Origin of the sequence: Erythrobacter sp. THAF29, assembly GCF_009363635.1 — a bacterium.
Classification (GTDB): domain Bacteria; phylum Pseudomonadota; class Alphaproteobacteria; order Sphingomonadales; family Sphingomonadaceae; genus Erythrobacter.
On the sequence record NZ_CP045392.1, the window covers coordinates 712,596 to 736,437 of the forward strand.

Consider the following 23,842-nt stretch of genomic DNA (forward strand, 5'->3'; position numbering starts at 1 on the left):
TTGCGAGTGCGGGGCGAGCGCCTAGTGTGCCCGCCATGACCTCACAGCAAATGCAGGAAAAACTCGCCCGGCCCTTCGGCTCTTTCTCCGAAATCCTTCGCGATTGGTCGCAGGAGCGCGGCGATGCCGTCGCGCTGGTCGACGATAGCCGTGCGCTCACCTGGGAGCAGCTCGTCGCCGAGGTCGAGCGGCTGGCGGCGCGGCTGGTCGAGACCGGCCTTGAACCCGGGCAATCGGTCGCGATCCTCGGTTATTCCTCGATCGAATACGCGCTCGCTTTTCTTGCCGCAGTGCGCGCGGGCGGGGTTGCCGCGCCGCTCACCACCAGCGCCTCGCGCGAGCAGCTTGAAGGCATGGCGAAGGATTCGGGCGCGCGCCACCTGTTCTTGGATGCAGCCAAGGCGAGCGAGCTCGGCAACGATTTCCTGCCCGACATGCTCCGCGTCCCGCTCGAAGAAGTCCGGGACTGGATGGCGCCCGAAGGGGCTGAGGCACCCCCTTTCGATCCCGATCCGGGCGATCCGTTCAACATCATCTATTCGAGCGGCACGACCGGGATTCCCAAGGGCATCGTCCATTCGCACCAGATGCGCTGGCGGCAGTTTGCAGCGACGGCCCTGTCCTATCTCGAGGCGGGCCTGCCGGTGCGTTCGCTGGCCTCGACCCCGCTCTACTCGAACACCACCATGGTCGCATTCCTTGCGCCGCTCCTCGCGGGCGGGATGGTTCGGATCATGCCCAAGTTCGACTGCGCCAAATGGCTCGAACACGCTCAGGCTGACAAGACAACGGTGACGATGCTCGTGCCGGTGCAATACCAGCGGCTCATGGACTTCGCGGGCTTCGACGACTTCGATCTCTCAAGCCTGGCGATGAAATATTGCACCTCGGCCCCGTTTTCGGCCGAGCTGAAACGCGAAGTGCTGGACCGGATGCCAGGCGGGCTGGTCGAGATCTATTCGATGACCGAAGGCGGGGTCGTGTGCTTGCTCCAGGCTGACCAGTTCCCGGACAAGCTCCATACCGTCGGCAGGCCCGCGCCGGGCAGCGAATTGCGCGTGCTCGACGACGAGGACAGGCCCGTGCCGCCGGGGACGCCGGGCAATCTCGTCGGGCGAAGCCAGACGATGATGAGCGGCTACAAGAACCGGCCCGACAAGACGCAAGAGGCTCAATGGACCGATCCCGAAACCGGAGAGGTCTGGATGCGCATGGGCGATATCGGGCGGGTCGACGAGGATGGCTTCATCGAACTGGTCGGCCGGGCCAAGGACATGATCATCTCGGGCGGGTTCAACATCTATCCGAGCGATCTGGAGGCGGAGCTGATGAAGGAGCTGGACGTGGTGGAAGCCGCCGTCGTCGGCATCCCTTCAAAGCAATGGGGCGAAACCCCGGTCGGGTTCGTCGTGCTGTCCGCCGATGCGCGCGACCCAGCCGAGATCTGCGCCGTGGTCAACGCCCGGCTTGGCAAGACCCAGCGACTTTCCGCGCTCTACGAAATCGGGGAAATGCCTCGCAGCCATATCGGCAAACTGCTCAAGACCGAGCTGCGCGAGAGGGCTGAGTGGCAATCGGGCGAGTAAAAGAAAGGCGCGGCCCCCGAGCCTGATCCGGGTGCCGCGCCTGTCCGCTCAAACGATCAGACTGTTGAGCGAAATCGTGCTGATGCCGATCACAAAAGCGAACGCGACCAGTCTTTCGGTAAGAATGCCCATGACATTTGCTCCTCGTGCCGCCCCTTATGCGGGACGAGCCCGGCGCGACGAATGCGTCGAGCTTCTGATCTAAAGATATGGCGCGAGGGGCAATATTGTTACGCCTGCCAACACAGTCATTACCGATCAGTCTGGTCGGAAAATCCGATTGTCGGGAGGGTAGTCCGGCGGCGAGCGGGTGGAGACGCGGCCACATCGAGGGGGAGGGGGAGTGGTGGCCGCGTCTCGCTCGCTGCATTGCTGCCGCGCGAAGCGATGCGTGTCCGGGACCCTGTTGACCGGCGCGATCATCCGGACGCGCCACAGGCCCCGTGGGGGCAGTTGCCGAAAGCAGCCGGGCGCATAGGGGAAGCGCCTCTAGCGACGAAGCCGGTGACTGACCTTGAGGGCCCTGGAAGATGCCCGCGGTCATGCTTCGCACTTGTCGGCTGCTTGCCGGCAGCAAGCAGACTGGCAGTTGCGGCTCGTATTCGAACTCGCTGCTGCCGATAGCGATGGCGCAGGGTGGAGAGAGGTGCCTTTGCGCCCTTCGCTGAAGGTCATATGCTGTTCGATTGCGTAAAACTCAAATGCGAAAATCCATCGTGGCGTTGCAAAATACGCAATCTAAATGGAAACGCTACGGAACGGTGCCCCGCAGACGCAAAGGCGGCCGCCAGATCGTTCCAACGGCCGCATATGTGTGGATGAAATTGCCCTAGTTCGCGGCGACTTCGCGGCCCCGGCGCGCTTCATTGGCAGCGAAGCGCTCCGCCTTGGCGAGAGCAGCTGCACGCGCATCGGCAACGCATGAACGATCGACGATGTCACGGCCGTAGCCGTAACGCGAGTTGGTCTCGATCGTGCAGGCCTTCGTCACCTGGGTATCGATGCGCTGCTCGAGCTTGGCGCGGCCCTCGGCCGTGGCGAGGTCGATATCGGCGAACGCGATGCGGACAGTGACGGTGTCGTTGGCGCTCTGTGCAGAGGCCGAAACCGGCGCTGTGATTGCCGCGAGGGCGATAAGGGGAAGGGTGATACGCATTGCTTTAACTCCGAATTGAAGAGGTTGGCGGCACCGCTAACCGGCGCTCGTCTGCTCTTGGTTCTCCCGTGGTGCAATGCACCAATTTATGTTGCAAATGCGAATTACGCGTTCCGGGTTCCCCCGGATGCATAAAAATTTAGCAGAATTGCACCACTTCTCCGTGCCGCACTGCAATATCTGTCGAAAGGCTATGCGCTGACGTTACGGCATGCTGGACACGGCCCCATGCGCTCCCTAGTCCCCGCCCATGGACGCAGAGCATCTCCCCGATTCCATCCTCATCGTCGATTTCGGCAGCCAGGTTACCCAGCTGATCGCACGCCGCGTGCGCGAGGCCGGGGTCTATTCCGAGATCGCGCCGTTTTCGATGGCCGAAGCCGCTTTCGAGCGCATGAACCCCAAAGGCATTATCCTGTCAGGCTCGCCGGCAAGCGTGCCCGACGAAGGCTCGCCGCGCGCCCCGCAAGCCTTTTTCGAGGCGGGCGTGCCGATCCTTGGCATTTGCTATGGCCAGCAGGTGATGACCAAGCAGCTGGGCGGCGAGGTCCGCCCGGGTCACGAGACCGGAGAAGGTGGAGAGTTCGGCCGCGCCTATCTCACCGTGACGAAGGAATGCGCGCTGTTCGACGGTCTGTGGAACGTGGGCGAGCGCCACCAGGTGTGGATGAGCCACGGCGACAAGGTAACCGAGTTCGCGCCCGGTTTCGAAATCGTCGCCACTAGCGACGGCGCGCCCTTCGCCGTGATCGCCGACGAGAAACGCAAGTTCTACGGCACCCAGTTCCACCCCGAGGTGGTCCACACGCCCGATGGCGGAAAGCTGATCGCCAACTTCGTGCGCCATGTCTGCGGGCTTGCGGGCGACTGGACCATGGCCGAGTTCCGCAAGACCAAGATCGCTGAAATCCGCGATCAGGTCGGCGGCGGACGCGTGATTTGCGGTCTGTCGGGCGGGGTCGATTCGGCCGTTGCAGCGGTGCTGATCCACGAAGCGATCGGCGACCAGCTCACCTGCGTCTTCGTCGACCATGGCCTGATGCGCATGAACGAGGCCGAACAGGTCGTCACCCTGTTTCGCGACCATTACAACATCCCGCTCGTCGCGGTGGATGCCGAGGAGCAGTTCCTTGGCGGCCTCGCAGGCGTCACCGATCCGGAAAAGAAGCGGAAGTTCATCGGCGGGGCGTTCATCGACCTGTTCGAGGCCGAGGCGCAGAAGGTCGGAGGTGCGGATTTCCTCGCGCAGGGCACGCTTTATCCCGACGTGATCGAGAGCGTTTCCTTCACCGGCGGGCCGAGCGTTACGATCAAGAGCCACCACAATGTCGGCGGCCTGCCCGAGCGCATGAACATGGAGCTGGTCGAGCCGCTTCGCGAACTCTTCAAGGACGAAGTGCGCGAGCTCGGCCGCGAGCTTGGCCTTCCCGAAGCTTTCGTCGGTCGCCATCCATTCCCCGGCCCCGGCCTTGCGATCCGCATTCCCGGCGAAGTCACAAAGGAACGTTGCGATATTCTGCGCAAGGCCGATGCCATCTACCTCGAGGAAATTCGCAATGCCGGTCTCTACGACGCGATCTGGCAGGCATTCGCCGTGCTGCTTCCGGTCAAGACGGTCGGTGTGATGGGCGACGGGCGCACCTATGACAGCGTGTGCGGCCTGCGTGCAGTGACTTCTACCGACGGGATGACGGCGGACGTGTTTCCCTTCGATGCGGGCTTCCTCACCCAGGTCGCGACCCGGATCGTGAACGAGGTGCAAGGCATAAATCGCGTGGTCTACGACTACACCTCGAAACCGCCGGGCACGATCGAATGGGAGTGACGGCTTGGATTCCGGCCTCACGAAGAATCGCCGCATAACCGTAGGAGGATTGGTAGGCACCCTGGTGACCGCGCTGGTTTTCGGGCTCGCCATGATCGCCTCTACAGTCGATGGTCGATCGGCAGGTGCGGATTGGGCATTTCTAGCGTTCGAAAGCGCCATCCTGCTCTGGACTTCTCCAGCACTTCTGCTCGCCTTCACACTGATCGGCGCTCTGCACGTACATCTTGATCGAGGCACGCGGATTTTGTCTGCGCTCGCAGGCCTCGTCGCCGTATCAATCTATGTCGCGATACTCGGGTCACTCGGCTTGCTCGAGTTTTTCACTCTCAGCTTGTTCGGCGCCTCCGTTCCGATCTGGCTCGCGCTCCTTATTGCAGGACTTGCAGGCGGGGCGGCGGCTCACGGTTCATGGTTCCCCGGCCACCGGTTGAGGGACCATGTAGAGAGCCAAGACACCTGAAGAGATGGCGCAGCTTCCCTTCGGCTCCGACCCGCGCACCGACATTCTCCGCCGGGTGCAAGAGGCGTTGATCGAACGGTTTGGGCGTATCGTCCGTCCGCCGGAAAAGCGGCGTCCACCCGAATGGGTGCTGGTTCACGGGGTGATCGGCGCGCAGACGAAAACCGCCGCCTCCAACGCCTCGACCGATGCGCTGCTCGCAGAATACGGATCGTGGGAGGCGGTCGCAGCGGCTCCGGTGGAGCAGCTCGAAGCGCGGCTCCAGCGGCAGACCTTTCCGAGCGTCGCTGCCAAGCGGCTGAAGGATTGCCTCACCGCCATTATCGAGGCGCGGGGCGCAGTAGACTTGCGTCACCTCTCCAATCTCGAAACCGCCGATGCGATGGCATGGCTCGAAACGCTTCCGGGCGTCGCGCGCAAGAACTCGGCAGGGGTGATGAACGCCAGCACTTTCAACCGACGCGCGATGGTGATCGACGGCCACCATCGCCGTATCATTCAGCGCATGGGCTTGGTCCCCGCCAAGGCCGACACTGCGAAAACCTATAACGCGCTGATGCCGATCGTGCCGGACGAATGGTCCGCCGAAGACATGGACGAACACCACCTGCTGCTGAAAAAGCTCGGCCAGACCTATTGTCGCCCGCGCAGGGCGCAGTGCGATGGCTGTCCGGTGCGCAGGGACTGCAAGACCGGAACCTCAAGCTCCTCCGCTCGCTGATCAGGCATGCTCAGCGAATCTCAGGTCGAGGAAGTCTACCGCAAACTCGCTAAGGCCATGCCGGGGCGCACCAGGAACGCGAAGGGTCCGAAAGGCCAGCCGGACGCGTTCCGATCATGCATCTCCTGCATGCTCTCAGCCCAGTCGCTCGACCGGAATACGGCGGCGGCGACCCGCGCGCTGTTCAAACTGGCGAAGACGCCTGAAGAAATGCTCGCGCTCGACGACGAAGTCATTGCGCAAGCGATCAAGCCGTGCGGCCTCTACAACAACAAGACGAAGAACATCCGTAAGTTCTGCGCCGCGCTGATCGAGGAGCATGGCGGAGTGGTGCCGAGCACGCGCGAAGGGTTGATGAGCCTGCCCGGCATCGGCCGGAAATGCGCCGATATCGTGATGAGTTTCACGTTCGGGGAGGCCGTGATCGCGGTCGACACGCACGTCCACCGGGTGTGCAACCGCATCGGGCTGACGCAGGCCAAGACCGCCGAAAAGACCGCCGAACAGCTTGAGGCGCGCAGCCCCGAATGGGCGATGCGCGACGGACATTTCTGGCTCATCCAGTTCGGCAAGCGGGTGTGCCGCGCGAGGGTGCCCAAATGCGAAATCTGCGTCGTCGCCGATCTGTGCGAGACTGGGCCGATCGAACGCGGCGGCGAGTGACGCTACGGCGCGCTGCGTCCCGGTGCCCCTCCCCAAAAGCGCGCTTGCAACACCGGTCAAACTTCGCTTGTTTCGCGCGCAAATTCGCGATTCACGGGAGGACACCACATGAAAACCGCCATCACCGAAATGTTCGGCATCGAGCACCCCATCATCCAGGGCGGCATGCACTATGTCGGCTTTGCCGAAATGGCGGCGGCGGTTTCCAATGCGGGCGGGCTCGGCATCATCACCGGGCTCACTCAGGGCACGCCCGAAAAGCTCGCGAACGAGATCGCGCGCTGCAAGGACATGACCGACAAGCCTTTCGGCGTGAACCTCACCTTCCTGCCCACGGTCAACGCGCCGGACTATCCGGGCCTCGTCAAAGTCATCATCGAAGGCGGGGTGAAGGTGGTCGAGACCGCGGGCAACAACCCGCAGCAGGTGCTCCCCTACTTCCAGGATGCGGGCGTCAAGGTGATCCACAAATGCACCAGCGTACGCCATGCACTGAAAGCGCAGTCGATCGGCTGCGATGCGGTGAGCGTCGACGGGTTCGAATGCGGCGGGCATCCGGGCGAGGACGACATTCCGAATTTCATCCTGCTACCGCGCGCGGCGGACGAGCTGGAAATTCCTTTCGTATCGAGCGGCGGCATGGCCGACGGGCGCAGCCTTGTCGCCAGCCTTGCCATGGGCGCGGAAGGGATGAACATGGGCACGCGCTTCATCGCCACCAAGGAAGCGCCGGTCCACGAAAACGTGAAGAAGGCGATCGTCGCGGCCTCCGAACTCGACACGCGGCTGGTCATGCGACCGCTACGCAACACCGAACGTGTGATGACCAACGAGGCAGTCGAGGAATTGCTCAGGATCGAGAAGGAAAAGGGCGCCGACCTCCAATTCGAGGACATCATCGAGCAGGTCGCAGGCGTCTATCCGCGCATCATGATGGAGGGCGACATGGATGCCGGCGCATGGTCCTGCGGGATGGTCGCGGGCCTCATCAACGATATCCCGACCTGCCAGGAACTCATCGACCGGATCATGAAGCAGGCCGAAGACATCATCGCGCGGATGAACGCGATGGCACGGGCCTAGCCACCTGCGAAAAGGTTAAAGGGCTGCTAGGTGGCCATGCGAATTCCGCAGCTTCTCTCACTCCAGTAAGACACTGAACTCTTGAGGCTTCCGCAGCGTCTGCGCCAATGCTCGGGTCTCAGGTTATGGGGTCACAACTTGGAGGTTCGCCGATGCGCCAGGGATGGGCGCGACGGCGGGCATAGGGAGGTTACGGATGGAAAACGTCATCGCGATTGGCGGCCCCGCGTTGGTTCTTATGGTAGCATGTATCGTCAGCTGGATCCTGGGAGATCTGAACGGCGCACGTCGTATGCAATTGCTGGTCTGTGCCGGCGAGGCTCACGCACGATCCGGGTTGCCTCGACCGAGCGGATGGGAAGGCATCGGCACCGCCGGGGTTTCTGCCTCGGGTCGTCGCTGCTTGTCGTCTCTTCCCGTGTCGCTTCCTCCATCGGGATGGCGGATCTTCGCGCGGAGCAACCGCAGCGATCCGAGCGCCTCCGAGCGAAGGCGCGAAGCTTTCTCGAGCATGCCCACACTCGCCGAATTGCAGGAAGAGGCCGACGCGATCCGCAGTGAGAGCCGCATCTGGGACGATCCCGAGCTTTGTTCCGAATTGCGCAGTGCAAGCCGGCACGCCGGCCGTATTCTGGGCCATTACGAGCGCTCAATTACAGCGCTTCATGAAATCAATGATGCGCCCGGCGATGACCGTGCAGCGACCCGGCGCGACACAGGCGTGACGGCGCAGGCCGAATTGCCGCGCTTCAGCGACGCGGCACCGTATTTGCCGAAAGGAACGCCACGGGCCGAACGCGCTGAAAGCGCGCTCGGCTAGGCGCTCTACCGATGAGCGGCGAGACTGCGACCCTCGAGGCTCGTCAGCCGTCGTTTTCGAGATTCTCGACCCGTGTATAGGGAATGAACTCGTCGAAGAAGACGACCCCGGTAAAGATGCCCCCCGCGCGTTCTGCCTTCGTGACAATATCGAGCTTGCACAATTGGCTCGCGCTGAACCGGCGCTGGATCAGCACGTCGTCGCGATCGATATCTTCGGGGTTCTTGGTCCGCTGGACATAGATCGTGCGGCCGCTGCCATAGACGTAGGCGGTTTCGTCGATGACGCGCAGCCGGTTGTTGAGCCGGGTGCGGATGCAATTCTGCGGCTCGCCTGCGACACGGCCTTCGAGAATCTTGGCGAGCTTCTTCTCGCCCTTGGTCATTTCGACCGCATCCTCGGCCTCGGGTTCGTCGGCAACAGCCGGCTGGCTGGCGACAAGCGCGAGAGCGGCGGCAGCACCGGCGGCCGCAAAGCGGGGCTTGGCAAAGAGGGTGGGGGCACGCATCAGGCAGTCTCCTCTGGCTGGAAGCCTGGAGATACAGCATATCACGCCTGAACACGGCCTGACCATGGCCAAACACGGTTCGGCGCGCGGTAACCCGCGCGATTACCGGTGTCCGGGATCCGCGCCTTCAGAGATATCTGGCAGGGTCGCCTGATCGACGCCGTCCGCGGGGCCACCCTTTAGAACGAAGCGGCGATCACAATAGCCGCAATCAACATAGCCATGCTCGTCGATCTCGAGAAAGATGCGAGGATGGCCGAGGGCTGCGGGGCGATAATTTTCGCCGCCGCGAATGCCGCTCGATCCGTCGCAGCTGACGCGCCGGGTTTCTACAAGCAGGACTTCGGGTGGAGGTACGTTCATGGCCACGCCGAATAGTCGCAGAGCCAAGCGATTTCAATTGCTGTTTGCGCTTGTCCGCACCTCTGCCTAGGGCTTGCCGAATGTCCAGCGAACCCGCGATCCGGATCGATAACCTCGTCAAGCGTTACGCCGCCCCTTCCAAGGCAAAGGGAGACGAGGCTGGGGGCAAGCTCGCGCTGAAGGGCGTGAGTTTCGACGTGCCCGAAGGGTCGATCTTCGGCCTGCTCGGACCCAATGGCGCAGGCAAGTCGACGCTGATCAATATCCTTGCAGGACTGGTCAACAAGACTTCCGGAAGTGCGGAAATCTGGGGCTTCGACATTGACCAGCACCGGCGCAACGCAAGCCGCGCAATCGGGATCGTCCCGCAGGAAATCGTGTTCGACCCTTTCTTCACCCCGTTCGAGGTGCTCGAAAACCAGGGCGGGTTCTACGGCATCCCCAAGGCCGAACGTCGCAGTCAAGAACTGCTCGAAGCGGTGCGCCTCGCCGACAAGCGCGATGCCTATGCGCGCACGCTGTCAGGCGGGATGAAGCGCCGGCTGTTGGTGGCAAAGGCGATGGTCCACTCGCCCCCGATCCTCGTGCTCGACGAGCCGACCGCGGGTGTCGATGTCGAATTGAGGCGCCAGTTGTGGGAACTCGTGACCGAAATGAACCGCGAAGGCGTGACGGTGGTTCTCACGACGCATTATCTCGAAGAGGCCGAGGAGTTGTGCGACCGCATCGCGATCATCAATCACGGCGAGCTTATCGCGAACAAGCCGACGCGCGAGCTGATCGAGATGGCGCGGGAAAAGATCGTACGGGTCGAAACGGAAGCCGATATTGCGGAGCTTCCCTCGCACGAGGCCTTTGCCAAGGTCGAACGCCTGCACGAACGCAGCATAGAAGTGACCTATGACAAGGACCGGTTGAGCGCGGGCCAGGTGCTGGCGATCCTCCAGGGGCAAGGCCTTACGATCGAAGACGTGACCACGCGCGAGGCCGACCTCGAGGACGTCTTCGTCCAGCTTACCGGAACTGGCGTCTAGCGGCTTGGCAATCAGGCGTGCCCTGCGCGCCAGTCGCCGTGATCGACCCGGTGGATCGCCGCGCCGCAATGGCGGCACTCGCCGACAAGGCGCTTTCCCTTCCAATGGACGTTGCTGCGGATCGGCTTGTGATGGCCAATCAGGCAATTGGCGAGCGAAAGAATGGACATGGGCGCTTCCTTTGCGACTCTTGTCCGCGACTCAGCCCCAGTGTTCGCGGGTTACGCCCCACCGAAAGATTGCCTAGCACGCGGGGTGCATAAAGTCCCGAGCGGCGGCCCGTTTGGTTTGCCGGACCTACCGGTATCGGCGCTTTGTCAAAAACCGTGCTCTTGCCCTCTTGCCCAATGCGCGCCATGGGCGGGGCGATGCGTGAGAATAGAGACAGTTACGATGTGATCGTGATCGGTTCGGGCGCAGCCGGGCTCACCGCCGCGCTGGAACTGGCCGAGACCAAGCGCGTGCTCGTGCTCGCCAAGGGCGCGCTCACCGGCGGATCGACCGCCTGGGCACAGGGCGGGATCGCGGCGGTCCTCGATGCGGGCGACACGTTCGAGAACCACGTGCGCGACACCATGATCGCGGGCGCAGGGCTGAACGATCGCGAGGCGGTCGAATTCGTGATCGAGGGCGCGCCCAAGGCGATCGACCGATTGTGTGAGTTGGGCGTCCCGTTCAACCGCGACGAGGATGCGCTGCACCTCACGCGCGAAGGCGGCCATTCGCACCGCCGTATCGTCCACGTGAACGATGCAACCGGATGGGCGGTGCAGGAGGCATTGCTCAAGGCGGCCGAGGCAAACGACAACATAACCATGCTGCCTTCGCGCACCTGCATCGACCTGATCACCGATCGCCACCGCGAAAATTTCTCTGCCGCAGGCCGGGTATGGGGCGTCTACGCCCTGAACGAGGAGACGGGCAGGGTCGAGCGCCACGTCGCGCGCGCTACCGTTCTTGCGGCGGGAGGCGCGGGGCGCGTCTACCAGTTTTCGACCGCGCCGCGCGGCGCCACGGGAGACGGGATCGCGATGGCGTGGCGGGCAGGCGCGCGCGTCTCCAACATGGAGATGATGCAGTTCCACCCGACCTGCCTCTACAACCTCGAGGTCAAGAATTTCCTCATCACCGAGGCGGTTCGCGGCGAGGGTGGGCACCTGCTTCACCCGGAGACAGGCCACCGCTTCATGGTCGATTACGACAAGGAGCGCATGGAGCTTGCCCCGCGCGATGTCGTCGCCCGCGCGATCGACGACCAGATCAAACGCTTCGGCCTCGATTACGTCCATCTCGATATCAGCCACCAGCCGGCCGATTTCGTGAAAGACCACTTCCCGACGATCCATGAAAAACTCACGGGCCTCGGGATCGACATGACGAAAGAGCCGATCCCGGTCGTCCCTGCCCAGCATTACACCTGCGGCGGAGTGGTGGTGGACCTCGATGCGCGCACCGATCTTCCCGGTCTGTGGGCGGCAGGCGAATGCACCGAGAGCGGCCTGCACGGTGCGAACCGCCTTGCGTCCAACAGTCTGCTCGAATGCTTTGTATTCGGCGAAGCGGCGGCAGACGATATTCTCGCGCGCTGGGACGAGTTTGAGGAGCCGCCCGCGATCAAGCCGTGGGACGAAAGCCGCGTGACGGACTCCGACGAAGAGGTCGTCATCAAGCAGAACTGGACCGAAATCCGCCGCTTCATGTGGAACTATGTAGGCATCGTGCGCACGACCAAGCGGCTCGAACGCGCGCTCCACCGGATCGAACTGCTGAAACAGGAGATCGAGGATTACTACGGCAGCTTCCGGGTTACGACCGATCTCATCGAACTGCGCAATCTGCTGCAGGCCGCAGAGCTGATTGTCAGGTCCGCGCTGAGGCGCAAGGAGAGCCGCGGGCTCCATTACACGCTTGATTTTCCGCAAACCTTGCCTGTCGCCGAAGATACGGTGCTGGTCCCATGAGCCGCCTGCACATCGAAAGCCACGCAGTCGAACGCGCCGGCTGGCTGCGCGCGGCGGTGCTCGGCGCAAATGACGGAATCGTTTCGACCGCAAGCCTGATGGTGGGTGTTGCCGGTGCGGCGGCGGACAAGCCGGAAGTGATGATTGCCGGGATCGCAGGCCTGGTGGCGGGCGCGCTCTCGATGGCGGCGGGCGAATATGTCTCGGTCAGCTCGCAAGCCGATAGCGAAGCTGCGGATCTGAGGCGCGAACGCTGGGAACTGGCGAACCAGCCCGATGCCGAGCTCGACGAACTGACCGGCATCTACATGGCGCGCGGTCTCTCGCCCGAGCTCGCGCGGCAGGTCGCGATCGAGCTTACCCGGCACGACGCGCTCGCTGCCCATGCGCGCGACGAGCTTTCGATCACTCATCTCACCCGGGCGCGGCCTCTTCAGGCGGCCATCGCCTCTGCCGCCTCCTTTGCAGTCGGGGCGGCGCTGCCCTTGATCGTCGCGCTTTTGCTGCCGATTTCGCTGCTGGCGATTGCAGTGGTCGGCGCGTCCCTGTTCGCGCTCGCGGGACTCGGCGCGCTTGCCGCAAGAGCGGGCGGCGCTCCCGTGCCAAGAGCCGTCGCGCGGGTCGTCTTCTGGGGCGCGCTGGCGATGGCGGTGACTTACGGTGTGGGGATGCTGTTCGGGGCCTCAATCGCCTAAGAGCGGTCGGCCGAGAAACATAGACCCGCCCTTCCGACTCGGGGAGGGGCAGGTCAGAGCTGCGCAACCCGCCCGAAAATATTGTCGTGTCACTACAAGCCGAAAAGCGGCGGATTTCCGCGCAATTCGTGTGATTGCCCAATACCGTCAGCGGGTTGGTGGCGTGCACTCGGTTCGCCGCAAGTGCCCTTGAACCGCGTCCGGCATAGGAGGATAATAAGCACCGACGAACGGGTTCCGCAGGCCCTTTGTCGGATCGACCTCAAGATTCCTCGCCAGAGAAGATAGGTCGCGAGAAAACTGCGAAGGTCTTTGTGGCCGATCATCCAACGTGAAACACAAGGATGATGCCATGAACACGAATATTCCAATTTCGAAGATTGCCTGCAGGTCCATAGGCGCTGCGCTCCTTCTGGCCATACCGGTCGGAAGCCTCGCTTCCGAAGATAGCGACGATATTATCGTGTCGCCGTCGGCCGCCATGGAGCAATGGCAGCAAGACACCACGCGTGATCTCAACCGCGCGCTTTCCACCGGAGGCGTCCGCTACCGCGGCGAGCCCGACAATGCGATTGTGCAGGTCGCATTCTCGCTCAGTGAAGACGGCAAGGCCGACGATGTCCGGCTCTACAACGATGAAGGCAATTGGGTCGCACAGAGAACTGCGCTGCGTGCGGTGAAGCGGCTCAAGGACCTCGGCGAGGTTCCGGTCGAAAACCCGCAAGGCGCGCAGTTCCTGGCCAACATCATTTTCGCCGATAACGAGCGCGCGCATGAGAGGCTCGAAGCACGGCTGGCGCAGTGGGAGCGCGCGCGGATCGGATCGTCAGGGAAGGAGCGCACCTTCATCGCCCTCAACAACTGACCGGAAGGCGGGCTCGGCCATGCCGGCTTGAACCCGCCGACCGTTTCGCCTGCCCCGTCAGGTGAAGCTCCAGCGTCGTCACCGCCTGCTGCTGCGGAGACAATGGCGGCGCGGCGCTGGAGCGGTCGGGGCGCCAATGAAAACGCCCACTGGTCGTAGTTTGAAAAACGCTGGTCGGGCCGATGACGCAGTTTATCGATCAAGAACCGTCTCTGAACGACACAATAAGGCGCTCAGCGATCAAGAATTGAAAGAATCCTGCGTCCAGGCACATTGCAACACGACAACGGCGGCCCCGAAACCCGCTTAGTCAGATCGACCGACAGAGCCATTGCACGAGTATAGGGACTGGTGCTCGGCGCGTCTGGTCCCCTCGATCGATCTCTTCTTTTTGTGGAGAGGATGATCAAATGTTTACACGTACGAAATTGACCGCCGCCCCGCTGGCGATCGCTGCAGCGGCGCTTGCGTTGCCGCTGACCGCACCGGCGCTCGCCGGGGAAAAGGAAATTGCCGAAGCAGAACCAATCGTGGTGATCTCTCAGCCCGCCATGCAGGCGTGGCAGGAGGCGACGACCGCCGATCTCAACCGCGCGCTTGTCCGCGATCCGATCGCTCGAAAGGTCCAACCGAACAATGCGGTGGTCGAAGTCGCCTTCACGCTCGGCTATGACGGCAGGGCGGAGAATATCCGAGTGCTTCCGGGCCAGGGCAACTGGTCGGCCCGCCGCGCAGCGAAATACGCCGTGCGTACGCTCGATACGCTCGGCGATGTGCCTGTCGCCAACCCCGAGGGCACGCGGTTCCTCGCCAGTATCATCTTTGCAGACACTATCGAGACGCATGACAAGCTCGCAGCCAAGGCGGCCAAGGCGCGCGCTCAGCGTTTCGCGAATGTCGACGAAGAGGATCGCCCAATCCTGCTTGGCGGATAGGTTAGCCCCTGCTCCGCCGGGACCGGCCCCGCGCACCTGACGATGCGCGGGGTCGCGCGCGCCGCACCCCCTTGCCTCCAGTCCCGCTTGGTATTGAACCCCGAGGGGCGAGGCGGGTTGCGGCGCGTTTTTTGTTGCGGCATTCAGTTTCCCTCACGAGACTTACGAGGGACCGCGACCGACCATGCCCACCATCACCACACCCAACACCGGTATCGAACTGTTCTACGAGGATGCTGGCAACGCCAATGACGAGCCGATCCTGCTGGTGATGGGCCTTGGCGCGCAGATGATCCTGTGGCCGGACGAACTGGTCGAGGCGCTCACCGGGCGCGGCTACCGCGTCATCCGTTATGACAACCGCGACATTGGCCTCAGCCAGAAGATGGAGGGCGCGAAGGCGCCCGGCATGCGGATGCAGGTCCTGCGCAAGGTGATCGGCTTTCCTGCGCGCGTCCCCTACACACTTGCTGACATGGCCGCCGATGGGGCGGGCCTGCTTGAAAGCCTGGGTGTCGAAAAGGCGCATGTGGTCGGCGCATCGATGGGTGGGATGATCGCGCAGCTGATGGCTGTGAACCACGAGGACAGGCTGCACTCGCTCACCTCGATCATGTCGACCACGGGCAACCGAAAGGTGCCGCCGCCTGACAAGGAAGCGATCGATGCGCTGATCGCGCCGCTTCCGTCGATGGAGGAGGCGGACCTCGTCGCGCATGGCATTAACGTGCAGGAAAAGATCGGCAGTCCCGGCTTCCCTGCTGACCCGGAGCGCCGCCGCGAGCGCGTCACTAAGATGGTTCGCCGCTCGGTCCATCCCGCAGGTCTTCCGCGCCAGCTCGCCGCGATTATCGACGACGGTGACCGGCGCGAACGGCTGAAAGGCGTGCGTGTGCCGACTCTCGTGCTTCACGGAGAAGCCGATCCGCTGGTGAAGCTCGAAGGCGGTAAGGACACTGCAGCGCATATTCCGAATGCGAAACTGGTGACGATTCCCGGCTGGGGGCACGATATCCCGGTCGAACTGATCGACCGCGTCGCGCAGGAGATTGCGGATCATGCCGCGAGCGCGAGATCGGGTGCCGCTGGCGCTTCCGAAGCGGCGTGAGAGGCTAACCAGGCGTCCGTGATCGGTTCGACGGGCGGCGTTCCGGATTCGAATCTTGCGCGCGCGGATTCGATTGATTCACAACCCCGCCAGACAGCTTTTGCCCGCCAATATTTTTTCGCAGATTCGTTTTTGGGCTTGCGCGTTTTGCGAGCCTAGGATTTCTGCCGCGTCGCGGCGTTGCAGCATGATAATACACCCCGGTTGCGAACGCCGACTTTGGGTTAATCGGTATTTACCCTCTTGCGTGCGAGTCCGCTCTGATTCATCATTTAGTGGTTGTTCGGGGCTGCATACCCACAAGACCTAGTGATCGCAGCGCATCGACCCCATATTGCAAGGGCGTCTTTGCGAACGGGATCGGAGTCTGGTGATCGGGGGCACGGCGCTTCGGACGAGGAGTGATCGGGGGGATAACTCGCGGGAAAAGCTGTGCGCGGCCTGCGGAACTTCTGTTGATCGGTCGGTAGAGAACAGAATCGGAACAAACGTGTTTTTTCGCTAAACAGGTTCGTGTCCGATTCGCTGAGACGAGCGGGGCAAAGATGGAATTCAAAGCGAGTGATCAAGTGTCAAACGAAGTGCTGAGCGATACCGATGTGGGCAATGCCGCTCCCCCCGCCGATAAGAACGCCGAAAAGAACAGGGCAGAAAAGAAAAAGAAAGCCGTGAGCATGGAAAAGAGCGATAAGGGCAGCGAAGAGCTGATCGCCGAGAAGGCAGGCGAGGCGCTGGCCAGTGCGGTTGGCGAAGCTGCCAAGGCCGCGGCGGCGAAGGATGACAGCAAGAAAGTGAACGATCGCCGGTTCGACATCCAGATCGACGAGGCGCGCGATGCGAACCTCACCGAATTCGGCAAGGAGACCTTGACGGATCGCTACCTGCTGCCCGGCGAGAAGTACCAGGACCTGTTCGCGCGCGTCGCCGATGCCTATGCGGACGACCAGGAACACGCGCAGCGCCTCTACGACTACATTTCGAACCTGTGGTTCATGCCTGCAACCCCGGTTCTCTCGAACGGCGGCACCAATCGCGGCCTGCCGATTTCGTGCTACCTCAATTCGGTGTCCGACAGCCTCGACGGGATCGTCGGCACCTGGAACGAGAATGTCTGGCTCGCCTCGAAAGGCGGCGGCATCGGCACCTACTGGGGCAATGTTCGCGGCATTGGCGAGCCGGTCGGCCTCAACGGCAAGACCAGCGGCATCATCCCGTTCGTGCGCGTGATGGACAGCCTGACGCTCGCGATTTCGCAAGGCTCGCTGCGGCGCGGCTCGGCGGCGTGCTACCTCGACGTTAGCCACCCGGAGATCGAAGAGTTCCTCGAAATCCGCAAGCCATCGGGAGACTTCAACCGCAAGGCGCTTAACCTCCATCACGGCGTGCTGCTGACCGACGAATTCATGGAAGCGGTGCGCGATGGCGCGGAGTTCGAACTCAAATCGCCCAAGACCGGCGAAGTGCGCGGCAAGGTCGATGCGCGTTCCTTGTTCCAGAAGCTGGTCGAGACGCGGCTTGCGACGGGCGAGCCCTATATCGTGTTCGCCGACACGGTGAACCGCATGATGCCCAAGCATCACCGCGAGCTCGGCCTCAAGGTATCGACCTCGAACCTGTGCTCTGAAATCACGCTGCCGACCGGCATCGACCATCTCGGCAATGATCGCACGGCGGTCTGCTGCCTGTCCTCGCTCAATCTCGAAAAGTGGGACGAGTGGTCGACCGACAAGCAGTTCATCGAGGACGTCATGCGCTTCCTCGACAATGTCCTGCAGGACTATATCGACCGCGCCCCGCCGGAAATGGCGCGCGCCAAATATTCCGCCGAGCGCGAGCGCAGCGTGGGCCTTGGCGTCATGGGTTTCCACTCCTTCCTCCAGCAGAAGGGTTTGGGCTTCGAAAGCGCGATGGCGAAGGCCATGAACCTGAAAATGTTCAAGCACATCCAGGCCAAAGCGTCCGAAGCCTCGATGCTGCTCGCACAGGAGCGCGGGCCCTGCCCCGACGCTGCCGAAATGGGTGCGATGGAGCGTTTCAGCTGCAAGATGGCGATCGCGCCGACCGCGTCGATCTCGATCATCTGCGGCGGCACGTCGGCGTGCATCGAGCCGATCCCGGCGAACATCTACACGCACAAGACGCTGTCGGGCTCGTTCATCGTGAAGAACCCGTATCTTGAAAAGCTGCTCGACAAGAAGTCGAAGAACTCGACCAATGTCTGGAACTCGATCCTCGAACGCGGCGGCTCGGTCCAGCATCTCGATTTCCTCACCGACGAGGAAAAGGCGAGCTTCAAGACCAGCTTCGAAATCGACCAGCGATGGCTGCTCGAATTCGCCGCCGACCGCGCGCCCTATATCGACCAGGCTCAGTCGCTGAACCTGTTCATCCCCGCCGATGTCGACAAGTGGGATCTGATGATGCTGCACTTCCAGGCGTGGGAGAAGGGCATCAAGTCGCTCTATTACCTCCGCTCGAAATCGGTCCAGCGCGCAGGCTTTGCCGGCGGGGTCGAGGCGGACAACACCGCCGACGCGGCGAAATACGAACTCGCCGCCGAGCAAACCGATTACGAGGAATGCCTGAGCTGTCAGTGATCGCCCCGATGTTCCGGCACGCCTGACCCGCGATGGACTTATGGGCTGCCATAGCAATAGCGGCTGCCGTGACGATCGGCAGCGGCTTTTCGCTGCGCGCACTTCACGATCGCAGGGTGCGCGTACATCAAGCCAGGATCGACGATCGGCTGGCAGCGGGTGAAGACCGCTATTTCGAGGAACTGCGCGAACTCAAGACTTACGATCCGCGTCATAACCCGCCCTGGAAGAACATTACGCGAGAATTGCTGATGCTCGCAGCGGAGTTTGCGACGCTTGTAATTCTCCTCACTAGTCTTGAGTTCTGACTCAGACTTTACGGCCCCTTAAGCATCTTCGCGCTATGTCGCTCGCACCATGCGGACGCGTAAAACCACTCGCAGATCCATCACCCTTCCGGGCCGGTTCTTCACCGGGCTGGGCACACCCGAGGACGTGGTGCTGACCGATCTTTCGGTCGGCGGGTGCCGCTTTGCGAGCGGCGCGCGCAAGCTCCCGCTCGGCGCACCATTGCAGATCTATGTCGCAGGCTCCGGCCCGCACCGCGCGACGGTCAAATGGGTCGAAGGCGGCGAAGTCGGTGTGACCTTCACATCGCCGCTGAGCGAAGAGCAATTCGAAAACTTCAGGCACAGCCACGTCCCCGATCTCGCGGCGCAAGGCACTCCGGGCGATTTCGAGGACGTGCCCGACGAATTGCCGCAACGCTTCTGCTGACCACGCGATCTTGCTAGACCGGGCGCCATGACGCTCGGCATCCTGATCCCTCTCGTTTTCCTCGTCATCGCGGTGGTCGAGATGGGAATCTTTCGCAAATGGCGCGAGGACGGGCTCGTTTCCGAACGCGCTTCGATCATAATGACCGCAACGTCATTTGCGCTTCCTCCGGTCCTCTACTTGCTATTTGCCCTCGTCTTCCCCGATATTGGCGCAATGCAAGTCTTCTGAGGGAGGGAAGAGGCGATGTCGGCAATTACCTGGATTGGCGTGATCGGAACGATCTTCGCGCTCGGTTTCCTCATCAACGCCTATCGCACGCTCAAGGCGACGCAGGTTGGGCACACCGCGAATGCCGCGCGCATCCATATCCCGGTGGTGATCATGTTCTTGCCCGTGCTCTGGATTGTCGTGTGGGGGATGCAGCTGTGAAAATGCCTGTCCGGATAGTCGCGACAGTCGCACTGGCGCTTCTCGTTTCGGCCTGCGCGAGCCAGATCGATGCGGGCGTTTCGCAGGGCGAGGACGTGCCCGGCTTCTGGTGGGGGCTGTGGCACGGCTTCATCTTCCCGTGGAGCTGGATCGGTTCGCTCTTCAACCCCGACATCGCGGTCTACGCCGTGCCGAACACCGGCGGGTGGTACGATTTCGGCTTCTTCCTCGGCATCACGGTGCTGGGAGGCGGGAGCTTCTTCGGCTCGAAGAAACGCAGCAGCTGACGCAGCGCTCGATCCGGCAATAATGACATTTAGGAACGGGGGACCGGCGGGATGATCGGACTGGTGGGACTGCTCGCCGGATTGGGGCTGCTGATCTGGTTGGCGCTACGCGATGTAAACATCATCTTTGCAGCGGTGCTCTGCGCGCTGGTGGTGATCGTCACCAACGGCCTGCCCTTTGCCGAGAGCCTGACGCAGAGTTTTACAATCGGCGAGCTCGGCGCGTTCACTTTTGCAGGCCGCTTCTTTCTGCTGTTCGCGGCCGGCGCGGTGTTCGGCAAGATCATGGGAGACAGCCACGCGGCGACATCGGTGGCGATGGCGCTGGTCCGCTCGCTGGGCGCGCACCGGGCGCTCTGGATCACGGTGCTCGCCTGCGCGATGCTGACCTATGGCGGGGTCGTGGTGTTCGTGGTGATTTTCGCGATGTATCCGCTCGGTCTCAGGCTGCTCAAGGAAGCGGATATTCCCAAGCGGTTGTTCTGCGGCGCGCTGGCGCTGGGCGCGGGCACCTTCACGCTGACCGCGCTGCCCGGCACGCCCTCGATCCACAACGTCATCCCGACGCTGAAGCTCGGCACCGACCTGTTTGCAGCACCCCTGCTCGGCCTGTTCGGCGGCGCGCTGATGTTTGCGATGGGCATGACCTATCTCGAGCGTGAGCGGGTGAAGGCGCTGGCGGCGGGCGAGGGGTTCGAGCCGGGGCCGCGCGATGTCATTCCCGACCTGTCGGAGATCGAGCAGGACATGCCGCACCCTGCGCTCGCGATCCTGCCGCTGGTGCTGGTGATCGCAACCATCCTCGCGCCGCGTCTCGTCGAGATGGCGGGGGCAGGTGAGGGCATCGCGGTGGTCGAGTTCGCCGCCTCGCAGCCGGTGCTCTGGCCCTCGATCGCACTGATCCTCGCAAGCCTTGTCGCGATCGCGCTCTTCCCCGCGGTGCGCAAATCGCCGCTCCAGGTCATGGGGCTTGGCACGCAGGATGCGATTACGCCTCTGATGGCGACGAGCGCGGTGATCGGCTTCGGCGGAGTGGTCGCGCAGACGCAGGGGTTTGCGCTCTTCACCGATCTCGTGGTCGGATCGGACCTGCCGCCGATGCTCTCCATGTTCGCCGCGTCGAGCACCGTGGCGGGCATCACCGGCTCATCATCGGGAGGCCTGCAGATCTTCATGGCGACGCTCGCCGATTCCTACCTCGCGCTCGGTATCGAGCCCGACGAACTGCACCGCCTCGCCGCGATGGCGAGCGGCGGGTTCGACTCGCTCCCCCATTGCGGAGCGGTGATCGCAATGCTCACGATCACGCAATTGACGCACAAGCAGGCTTACAAGGAAGTGGGCGTCGTCACCGTCATCGTGCCGGTCGTCGCGACGCTCCTGACGATCTTTCTCGCCATGCTGATCTGACCGCCAGCCGTGTCACTTGCGCGCCATACATGTTAAGCTGTTGAGCCATGCGCAAGGGTGCCCTCGCGCCCTTCCGTTCGACTCAGATTTTACACGGTTTATCCCCGCTTGAATCTACGTGCTTGCCTTCGAAATCGCGCTTTGATTCCCTATATGAGTCGCTCACGCCAGACAGAGGAAGCACAACATGTCGTTGCTCGAAGCCCGTAACACCTACAAGCCGTTCGAATACCCGTGGGCTTACGACTTCTGGAAACGCCAGCAGCAGATCCACTGGATGCCCGAGGAAGTGCCTCTGGGCGAGGATTGCCGCGACTGGGCGCAAAAGATCACCGAGCACGAGCGCAACCTGCTCACCCAGATCTTCCGCTTCTTCACCCAGGCGGATGTCGAGGTGCAGGATTGCTATCACGACAAATACGGACGCGTGTTCAAGCCGACCGAGGTCAAGATGATGCTCACCGCCTTCTCCAACATGGAGACGGTGCACATCGCGGCGTATTCGCACCTGCTCGACACGATCGGCATGCCCGAAAGCGAATACGCAGCTTTCCTCGAATACGAGGAGATGGCGGACAAGCACAATTACATGCACCAGTTCGGCGTCGACACCGATGAGGACATCGCGCGCACGCTCGCCATGTTCGGCGGCTTCACCGAAGGGCTGCAGCTGTTCGCGAGCTTCGCGATGCTGATGAACTTCCCGCGCTTCAACAAGATGAAGGGCATGGGGCAGATCGTCAGCTGGTCGGTGCGCGATGAAAGCCTCCACTGCGAAGGCATCATCAAGATGTTCCACACCTTCTGCGAAGAGCGCCAGTGCCTGACCAAGTCGGTGAAGGAAGACATCATCGACATCTGTCAGAAGACCGTGCGCCTCGAAGACGCCTTCATCGATCTCGCTTTCGAGATGGGCCCGGTCGAAGGGATGACGGCGAAGGATATCAAGAAGTACATCCGCTACATCGCCGACTGGCGCCTGGGCCAGCTGGGCCTGCAGCCGATCTACATGGTCGACGAACACCCGCTGCCGTGGCTCACCCCGCTGCTGAACGGTGTCGAGCACGCGAACTTCTTCGAAACCCGCGCGACCGAATATTCGAAGGGCGCGACCAAGGGCAACTGGAACGACGTGTGGTCGAGCTTCGACAACCGCCAGAAGGCGAAAGCCGTCAACGAAGACGAAGGCGAGACCGGCGGCCCGGATATGTTTGAAGCGGCGGAGTGACTTAATCCGAGCTTGAGATTGCCGATGGGCTTACAGTCTCAGGCTCGGATCGCTCTTCTTTGACGCGCGGCGCTGGCTTGACCCATGCTTGAAGGTTTTGGCCAGCCCGTTCCCAAAAGTCAGGGATTGCGTCCTCCAGCTCCTTTATGAAGGTCTGGCGTTGCCCAAAGCGATGCCCGAGATCCACTACACTGACGACCTCAAATCCGATCAGCGTCATATCACCCTTGTCTGCGAAGAGAGCGTGATTCGCCGAGCGCGCTTCGTTCACTGTTGCCTGTGTCCACGGCGATTTGCCCGGCCACTGTGCGCGAATGTAGAGGCCTTCGGTCCCTTCTTTCGGCAACTGCCTCAAAAGCCAATTCAGGCGAGCCGAATTTCGCTTCTTGTCGCCCGGCGCGAGCAAGTACATCCAAACCCTTACGGTGCGACGCCGAAAGTCGGCACACACTTTGACGGTATCGGCCGCGTCCGGCACTTCGAGTTCGACCGAAAGTTTTTGGGTTTTGCGAAGTTCTTCCAAATCCTTTTCAATTCTGATTTCGGGATCTGAGTTCTGTGCGCGGGTCAATTTCTGACAAACCCCTGCATCAATTTGACGCGAAAATATCAAACTGAGGTCCTGACACTCCTGTTGCCATGCTCGCACAACTTCTTTGCCGGGTTTTACTAGGATTGACCCGCTGGTCTGCACTGCGTCTACAACTTCCGACCATGCTGGCGGCATCTGCGTGAAGCTTTCCACGCCAGCACTCGAATGGGAGATGAAGCGCTTAAACTCGTTCAGAATGAATCTCTGATCATCGTTGTCGATGCCTTCATTCAGGAGCAGATATGCTTCGGTCAGAACTCGCATCCACGAAAGATGAAAGAGTTCAACATGCTTCGGAGGATTTACGGCGATCGGATGGTGATGCGGTGCGAGTGAGAACTGGTTCGACAAAGTGATAACAGCATCTAGCTTATTCGCTTTGGCGATCTTCAAATAGCGATTCAGTTGGTCCGGTTCGATCTCACTTTTTCGGACCTTTGCCTCCACAAGTGCCGTCCAACTTGTGCGCCCTGTATCAATGACAAGAATGCCGTCAGGTCGATCATGCGACCCTTCGTCCAGATGTGCGAACCGTACTTCTGTCCACGCGTTCATTCTTGTCCACGGCCCTACTCTTCGCCCAATTTGTCCAAGTAGGCGCTCGGCGAAAGGCCGCACCGAAATCAATGTGGCCAAGAAGATCGAAAGAGTTCTTCCTTCGATTGAGCGCTCTGCAAGTATCGGGAAAAGGCGCGCACGTTCGCCATTTTCGACGCAAGTAGGAAGTTCGCTCATCTTCAGCCCCCAAACAGTGAGTAGCCACAATTCGAAAATATGGGAAAGAAATCAATCA

27 protein-coding genes are annotated in these 23,842 nt (G+C 61.9%); 21 read left to right on the forward strand and 6 right to left on the reverse strand.

Annotation, left to right across the window (positions count from 1 at the left end; translation table 11 throughout):
* Nucleotides 1-35: 35 nt before the first annotated feature.
* Entirely contained in the window at nt 36-1,586 is a 1,551-nt protein-coding gene (locus tag FIU90_RS03540) for a class I adenylate-forming enzyme family protein (RefSeq protein WP_199799349.1), read from the forward strand.
* A gap of 829 nt (nt 1,587-2,415) precedes the next feature.
* Here FIU90_RS03540 and FIU90_RS03545 read toward each other — a convergent pair.
* Nucleotides 2,416-2,742, reverse strand: coding sequence for a UrcA family protein (locus FIU90_RS03545; RefSeq protein ID WP_152433529.1), 327 nt, complete (start codon nt 2,740-2,742; stop codon nt 2,416-2,418).
* A gap of 250 nt (nt 2,743-2,992) precedes the next feature.
* Here FIU90_RS03545 and guaA point away from each other — a divergent pair, with 250 nt between their 5' ends.
* From guaA to FIU90_RS03570, 5 genes are all read left to right on the forward strand, one after another.
* Nucleotides 2,993-4,567 carry a glutamine-hydrolyzing GMP synthase gene (gene guaA / locus FIU90_RS03550; protein WP_152433530.1) on the forward strand — a complete coding sequence of 525 codons (1,575 nt, stop codon included), beginning with the start codon at nt 2,993-2,995 and terminating at the stop codon, nt 4,565-4,567.
* A gap of 4 nt (nt 4,568-4,571) precedes the next feature.
* Nucleotides 4,572-5,030 (forward strand): hypothetical protein, encoded by a 459-nt coding sequence (locus FIU90_RS03555; protein WP_152433531.1) that lies wholly within the window; start codon nt 4,572-4,574, stop codon nt 5,028-5,030.
* Between the two features lie 4 nt (nt 5,031-5,034).
* Nucleotides 5,035-5,751, forward strand: a complete 717-nt coding sequence (gene nth, locus FIU90_RS03560) for an endonuclease III (protein WP_152433532.1) — start codon at nt 5,035-5,037, stop codon at nt 5,749-5,751.
* A gap of 6 nt (nt 5,752-5,757) precedes the next feature.
* Nucleotides 5,758-6,414 carry an endonuclease III gene (gene nth, locus FIU90_RS03565; RefSeq protein ID WP_152433533.1) on the forward strand — a complete coding sequence of 219 codons (657 nt, stop codon included), beginning with the start codon at nt 5,758-5,760 and terminating at the stop codon, nt 6,412-6,414.
* Nucleotides 6,415-6,522: 108 nt separating this feature from the next.
* Complete coding sequence (locus tag FIU90_RS03570; protein WP_152433534.1) at nt 6,523-7,497, forward strand: nitronate monooxygenase family protein; 975 nt, start codon at nt 6,523-6,525, stop codon at nt 7,495-7,497.
* Nucleotides 7,498-7,818: 321 nt separating this feature from the next.
* Here the strand turns inward: FIU90_RS03570 and FIU90_RS03575 are convergent, their stop codons facing one another.
* The gene (locus FIU90_RS03575; protein WP_152433535.1) at nt 7,819-8,010 is read right to left on the reverse strand and encodes a hypothetical protein; all 192 of its coding nucleotides are present in this window, start codon (nt 8,008-8,010) and stop codon (nt 7,819-7,821) included.
* Between FIU90_RS03575 and FIU90_RS03580 the strand changes: the two genes are divergently transcribed.
* Nucleotides 8,009-8,317, forward strand: a complete 309-nt coding sequence (locus FIU90_RS03580) for a hypothetical protein (protein WP_152433536.1) — start codon at nt 8,009-8,011, stop codon at nt 8,315-8,317. The two genes, FIU90_RS03575 and FIU90_RS03580, sit on opposite strands and share 2 nt — an antisense overlap.
* Nucleotides 8,318-8,360: 43 nt before the next feature.
* Here the strand turns inward: FIU90_RS03580 and FIU90_RS03585 are convergent, their stop codons facing one another.
* Nucleotides 8,361-8,825 (reverse strand): hypothetical protein, encoded by a 465-nt coding sequence (locus tag FIU90_RS03585; RefSeq protein ID WP_152433537.1) that lies wholly within the window; start codon nt 8,823-8,825, stop codon nt 8,361-8,363.
* A 102-nt stretch (nt 8,826-8,927) separates the two neighbouring features.
* Complete coding sequence (locus FIU90_RS03590) at nt 8,928-9,188, reverse strand: zinc-finger domain-containing protein (RefSeq protein WP_152433538.1); 261 nt, start codon at nt 9,186-9,188, stop codon at nt 8,928-8,930.
* Nucleotides 9,189-9,268: 80 nt separating this feature from the next.
* On the opposite strand from FIU90_RS03590, the gene FIU90_RS03595 reads away from it, so the two are divergent.
* Complete coding sequence (locus FIU90_RS03595; protein WP_152433539.1) at nt 9,269-10,222, forward strand: ABC transporter ATP-binding protein; 954 nt, start codon at nt 9,269-9,271, stop codon at nt 10,220-10,222.
* A gap of 11 nt (nt 10,223-10,233) precedes the next feature.
* Here the strand turns inward: FIU90_RS03595 and FIU90_RS15505 are convergent, their stop codons facing one another.
* The gene (locus tag FIU90_RS15505; RefSeq protein ID WP_172970170.1) at nt 10,234-10,392 is read right to left on the reverse strand and encodes a hypothetical protein; all 159 of its coding nucleotides are present in this window, start codon (nt 10,390-10,392) and stop codon (nt 10,234-10,236) included.
* 198 nt (nt 10,393-10,590) lie between these two features.
* Between FIU90_RS15505 and nadB the strand changes: the two genes are divergently transcribed.
* The 13 genes from nadB to FIU90_RS03660 all read left to right on the forward strand — a co-directional run bounded on the left by nadB (nt 10,591) and on the right by FIU90_RS03660 (nt 22,457).
* Complete coding sequence (gene nadB, locus FIU90_RS03600) at nt 10,591-12,183, forward strand: L-aspartate oxidase (RefSeq protein WP_152433540.1); 1,593 nt, start codon at nt 10,591-10,593, stop codon at nt 12,181-12,183.
* Nucleotides 12,180-12,878: a VIT family protein gene (locus FIU90_RS03605; protein WP_152433541.1), complete on the forward strand. Its 699-nt coding sequence runs from the start codon at nt 12,180-12,182 to the stop codon at nt 12,876-12,878. Before nadB ends, FIU90_RS03605 begins: the two co-directional genes overlap by 4 nt.
* Before the next feature lie 352 nt (nt 12,879-13,230).
* On the forward strand, nt 13,231-13,743 hold the full coding sequence (locus tag FIU90_RS03610) for a hypothetical protein (protein ID WP_152433542.1): 513 nt from the start codon (nt 13,231-13,233) through the stop codon (nt 13,741-13,743).
* A 410-nt stretch (nt 13,744-14,153) separates the two neighbouring features.
* Entirely contained in the window at nt 14,154-14,678 is a 525-nt protein-coding gene (locus FIU90_RS03615; protein WP_152433543.1) for a hypothetical protein, read from the forward strand.
* Nucleotides 14,679-14,862: 184 nt separating this feature from the next.
* Nucleotides 14,863-15,786: an alpha/beta fold hydrolase gene (locus FIU90_RS03620; protein WP_152433544.1), complete on the forward strand. Its 924-nt coding sequence runs from the start codon at nt 14,863-14,865 to the stop codon at nt 15,784-15,786.
* Nucleotides 15,787-16,331: 545 nt separating this feature from the next.
* Nucleotides 16,332-18,383 (forward strand): ribonucleoside-diphosphate reductase subunit alpha, encoded by a 2,052-nt coding sequence (locus tag FIU90_RS03625; protein ID WP_152433545.1) that lies wholly within the window; start codon nt 16,332-16,334, stop codon nt 18,381-18,383.
* A 68-nt stretch (nt 18,384-18,451) separates the two neighbouring features.
* A complete protein-coding gene (locus tag FIU90_RS03630) occupies nt 18,452-18,691 on the forward strand; it encodes a hypothetical protein (RefSeq protein ID WP_152433546.1) in 240 nt (79 codons plus the stop codon).
* A 49-nt stretch (nt 18,692-18,740) separates the two neighbouring features.
* Nucleotides 18,741-19,100, forward strand: coding sequence for a PilZ domain-containing protein (locus tag FIU90_RS03635; RefSeq protein WP_152433547.1), 360 nt, complete (start codon nt 18,741-18,743; stop codon nt 19,098-19,100).
* 27 nt (nt 19,101-19,127) lie between these two features.
* Nucleotides 19,128-19,331, forward strand: coding sequence for a hypothetical protein (locus tag FIU90_RS03640; RefSeq protein ID WP_152433548.1), 204 nt, complete (start codon nt 19,128-19,130; stop codon nt 19,329-19,331).
* Between the two features lie 15 nt (nt 19,332-19,346).
* Nucleotides 19,347-19,532: a hypothetical protein gene (locus tag FIU90_RS03645; RefSeq protein WP_152433549.1), complete on the forward strand. Its 186-nt coding sequence runs from the start codon at nt 19,347-19,349 to the stop codon at nt 19,530-19,532.
* A gap of 2 nt (nt 19,533-19,534) precedes the next feature.
* Nucleotides 19,535-19,819, forward strand: a complete 285-nt coding sequence (locus tag FIU90_RS03650; protein WP_152435677.1) for an LPXTG cell wall anchor domain-containing protein — start codon at nt 19,535-19,537, stop codon at nt 19,817-19,819.
* 51 nt (nt 19,820-19,870) lie between these two features.
* Nucleotides 19,871-21,229, forward strand: a complete 1,359-nt coding sequence (locus FIU90_RS03655) for a GntP family permease (protein ID WP_152433550.1) — start codon at nt 19,871-19,873, stop codon at nt 21,227-21,229.
* A gap of 187 nt (nt 21,230-21,416) precedes the next feature.
* Nucleotides 21,417-22,457, forward strand: a complete 1,041-nt coding sequence (locus tag FIU90_RS03660) for a ribonucleotide-diphosphate reductase subunit beta (protein WP_152433551.1) — start codon at nt 21,417-21,419, stop codon at nt 22,455-22,457.
* A gap of 1 nt (nt 22,458) precedes the next feature.
* On the opposite strand, the gene FIU90_RS03665 is transcribed toward FIU90_RS03660, so the two are convergent.
* The gene (locus FIU90_RS03665; protein ID WP_152433552.1) at nt 22,459-23,784 is read right to left on the reverse strand and encodes a hypothetical protein; all 1,326 of its coding nucleotides are present in this window, start codon (nt 23,782-23,784) and stop codon (nt 22,459-22,461) included.
* Between the last annotated feature and the right edge of the window lie 58 nt (nt 23,785-23,842).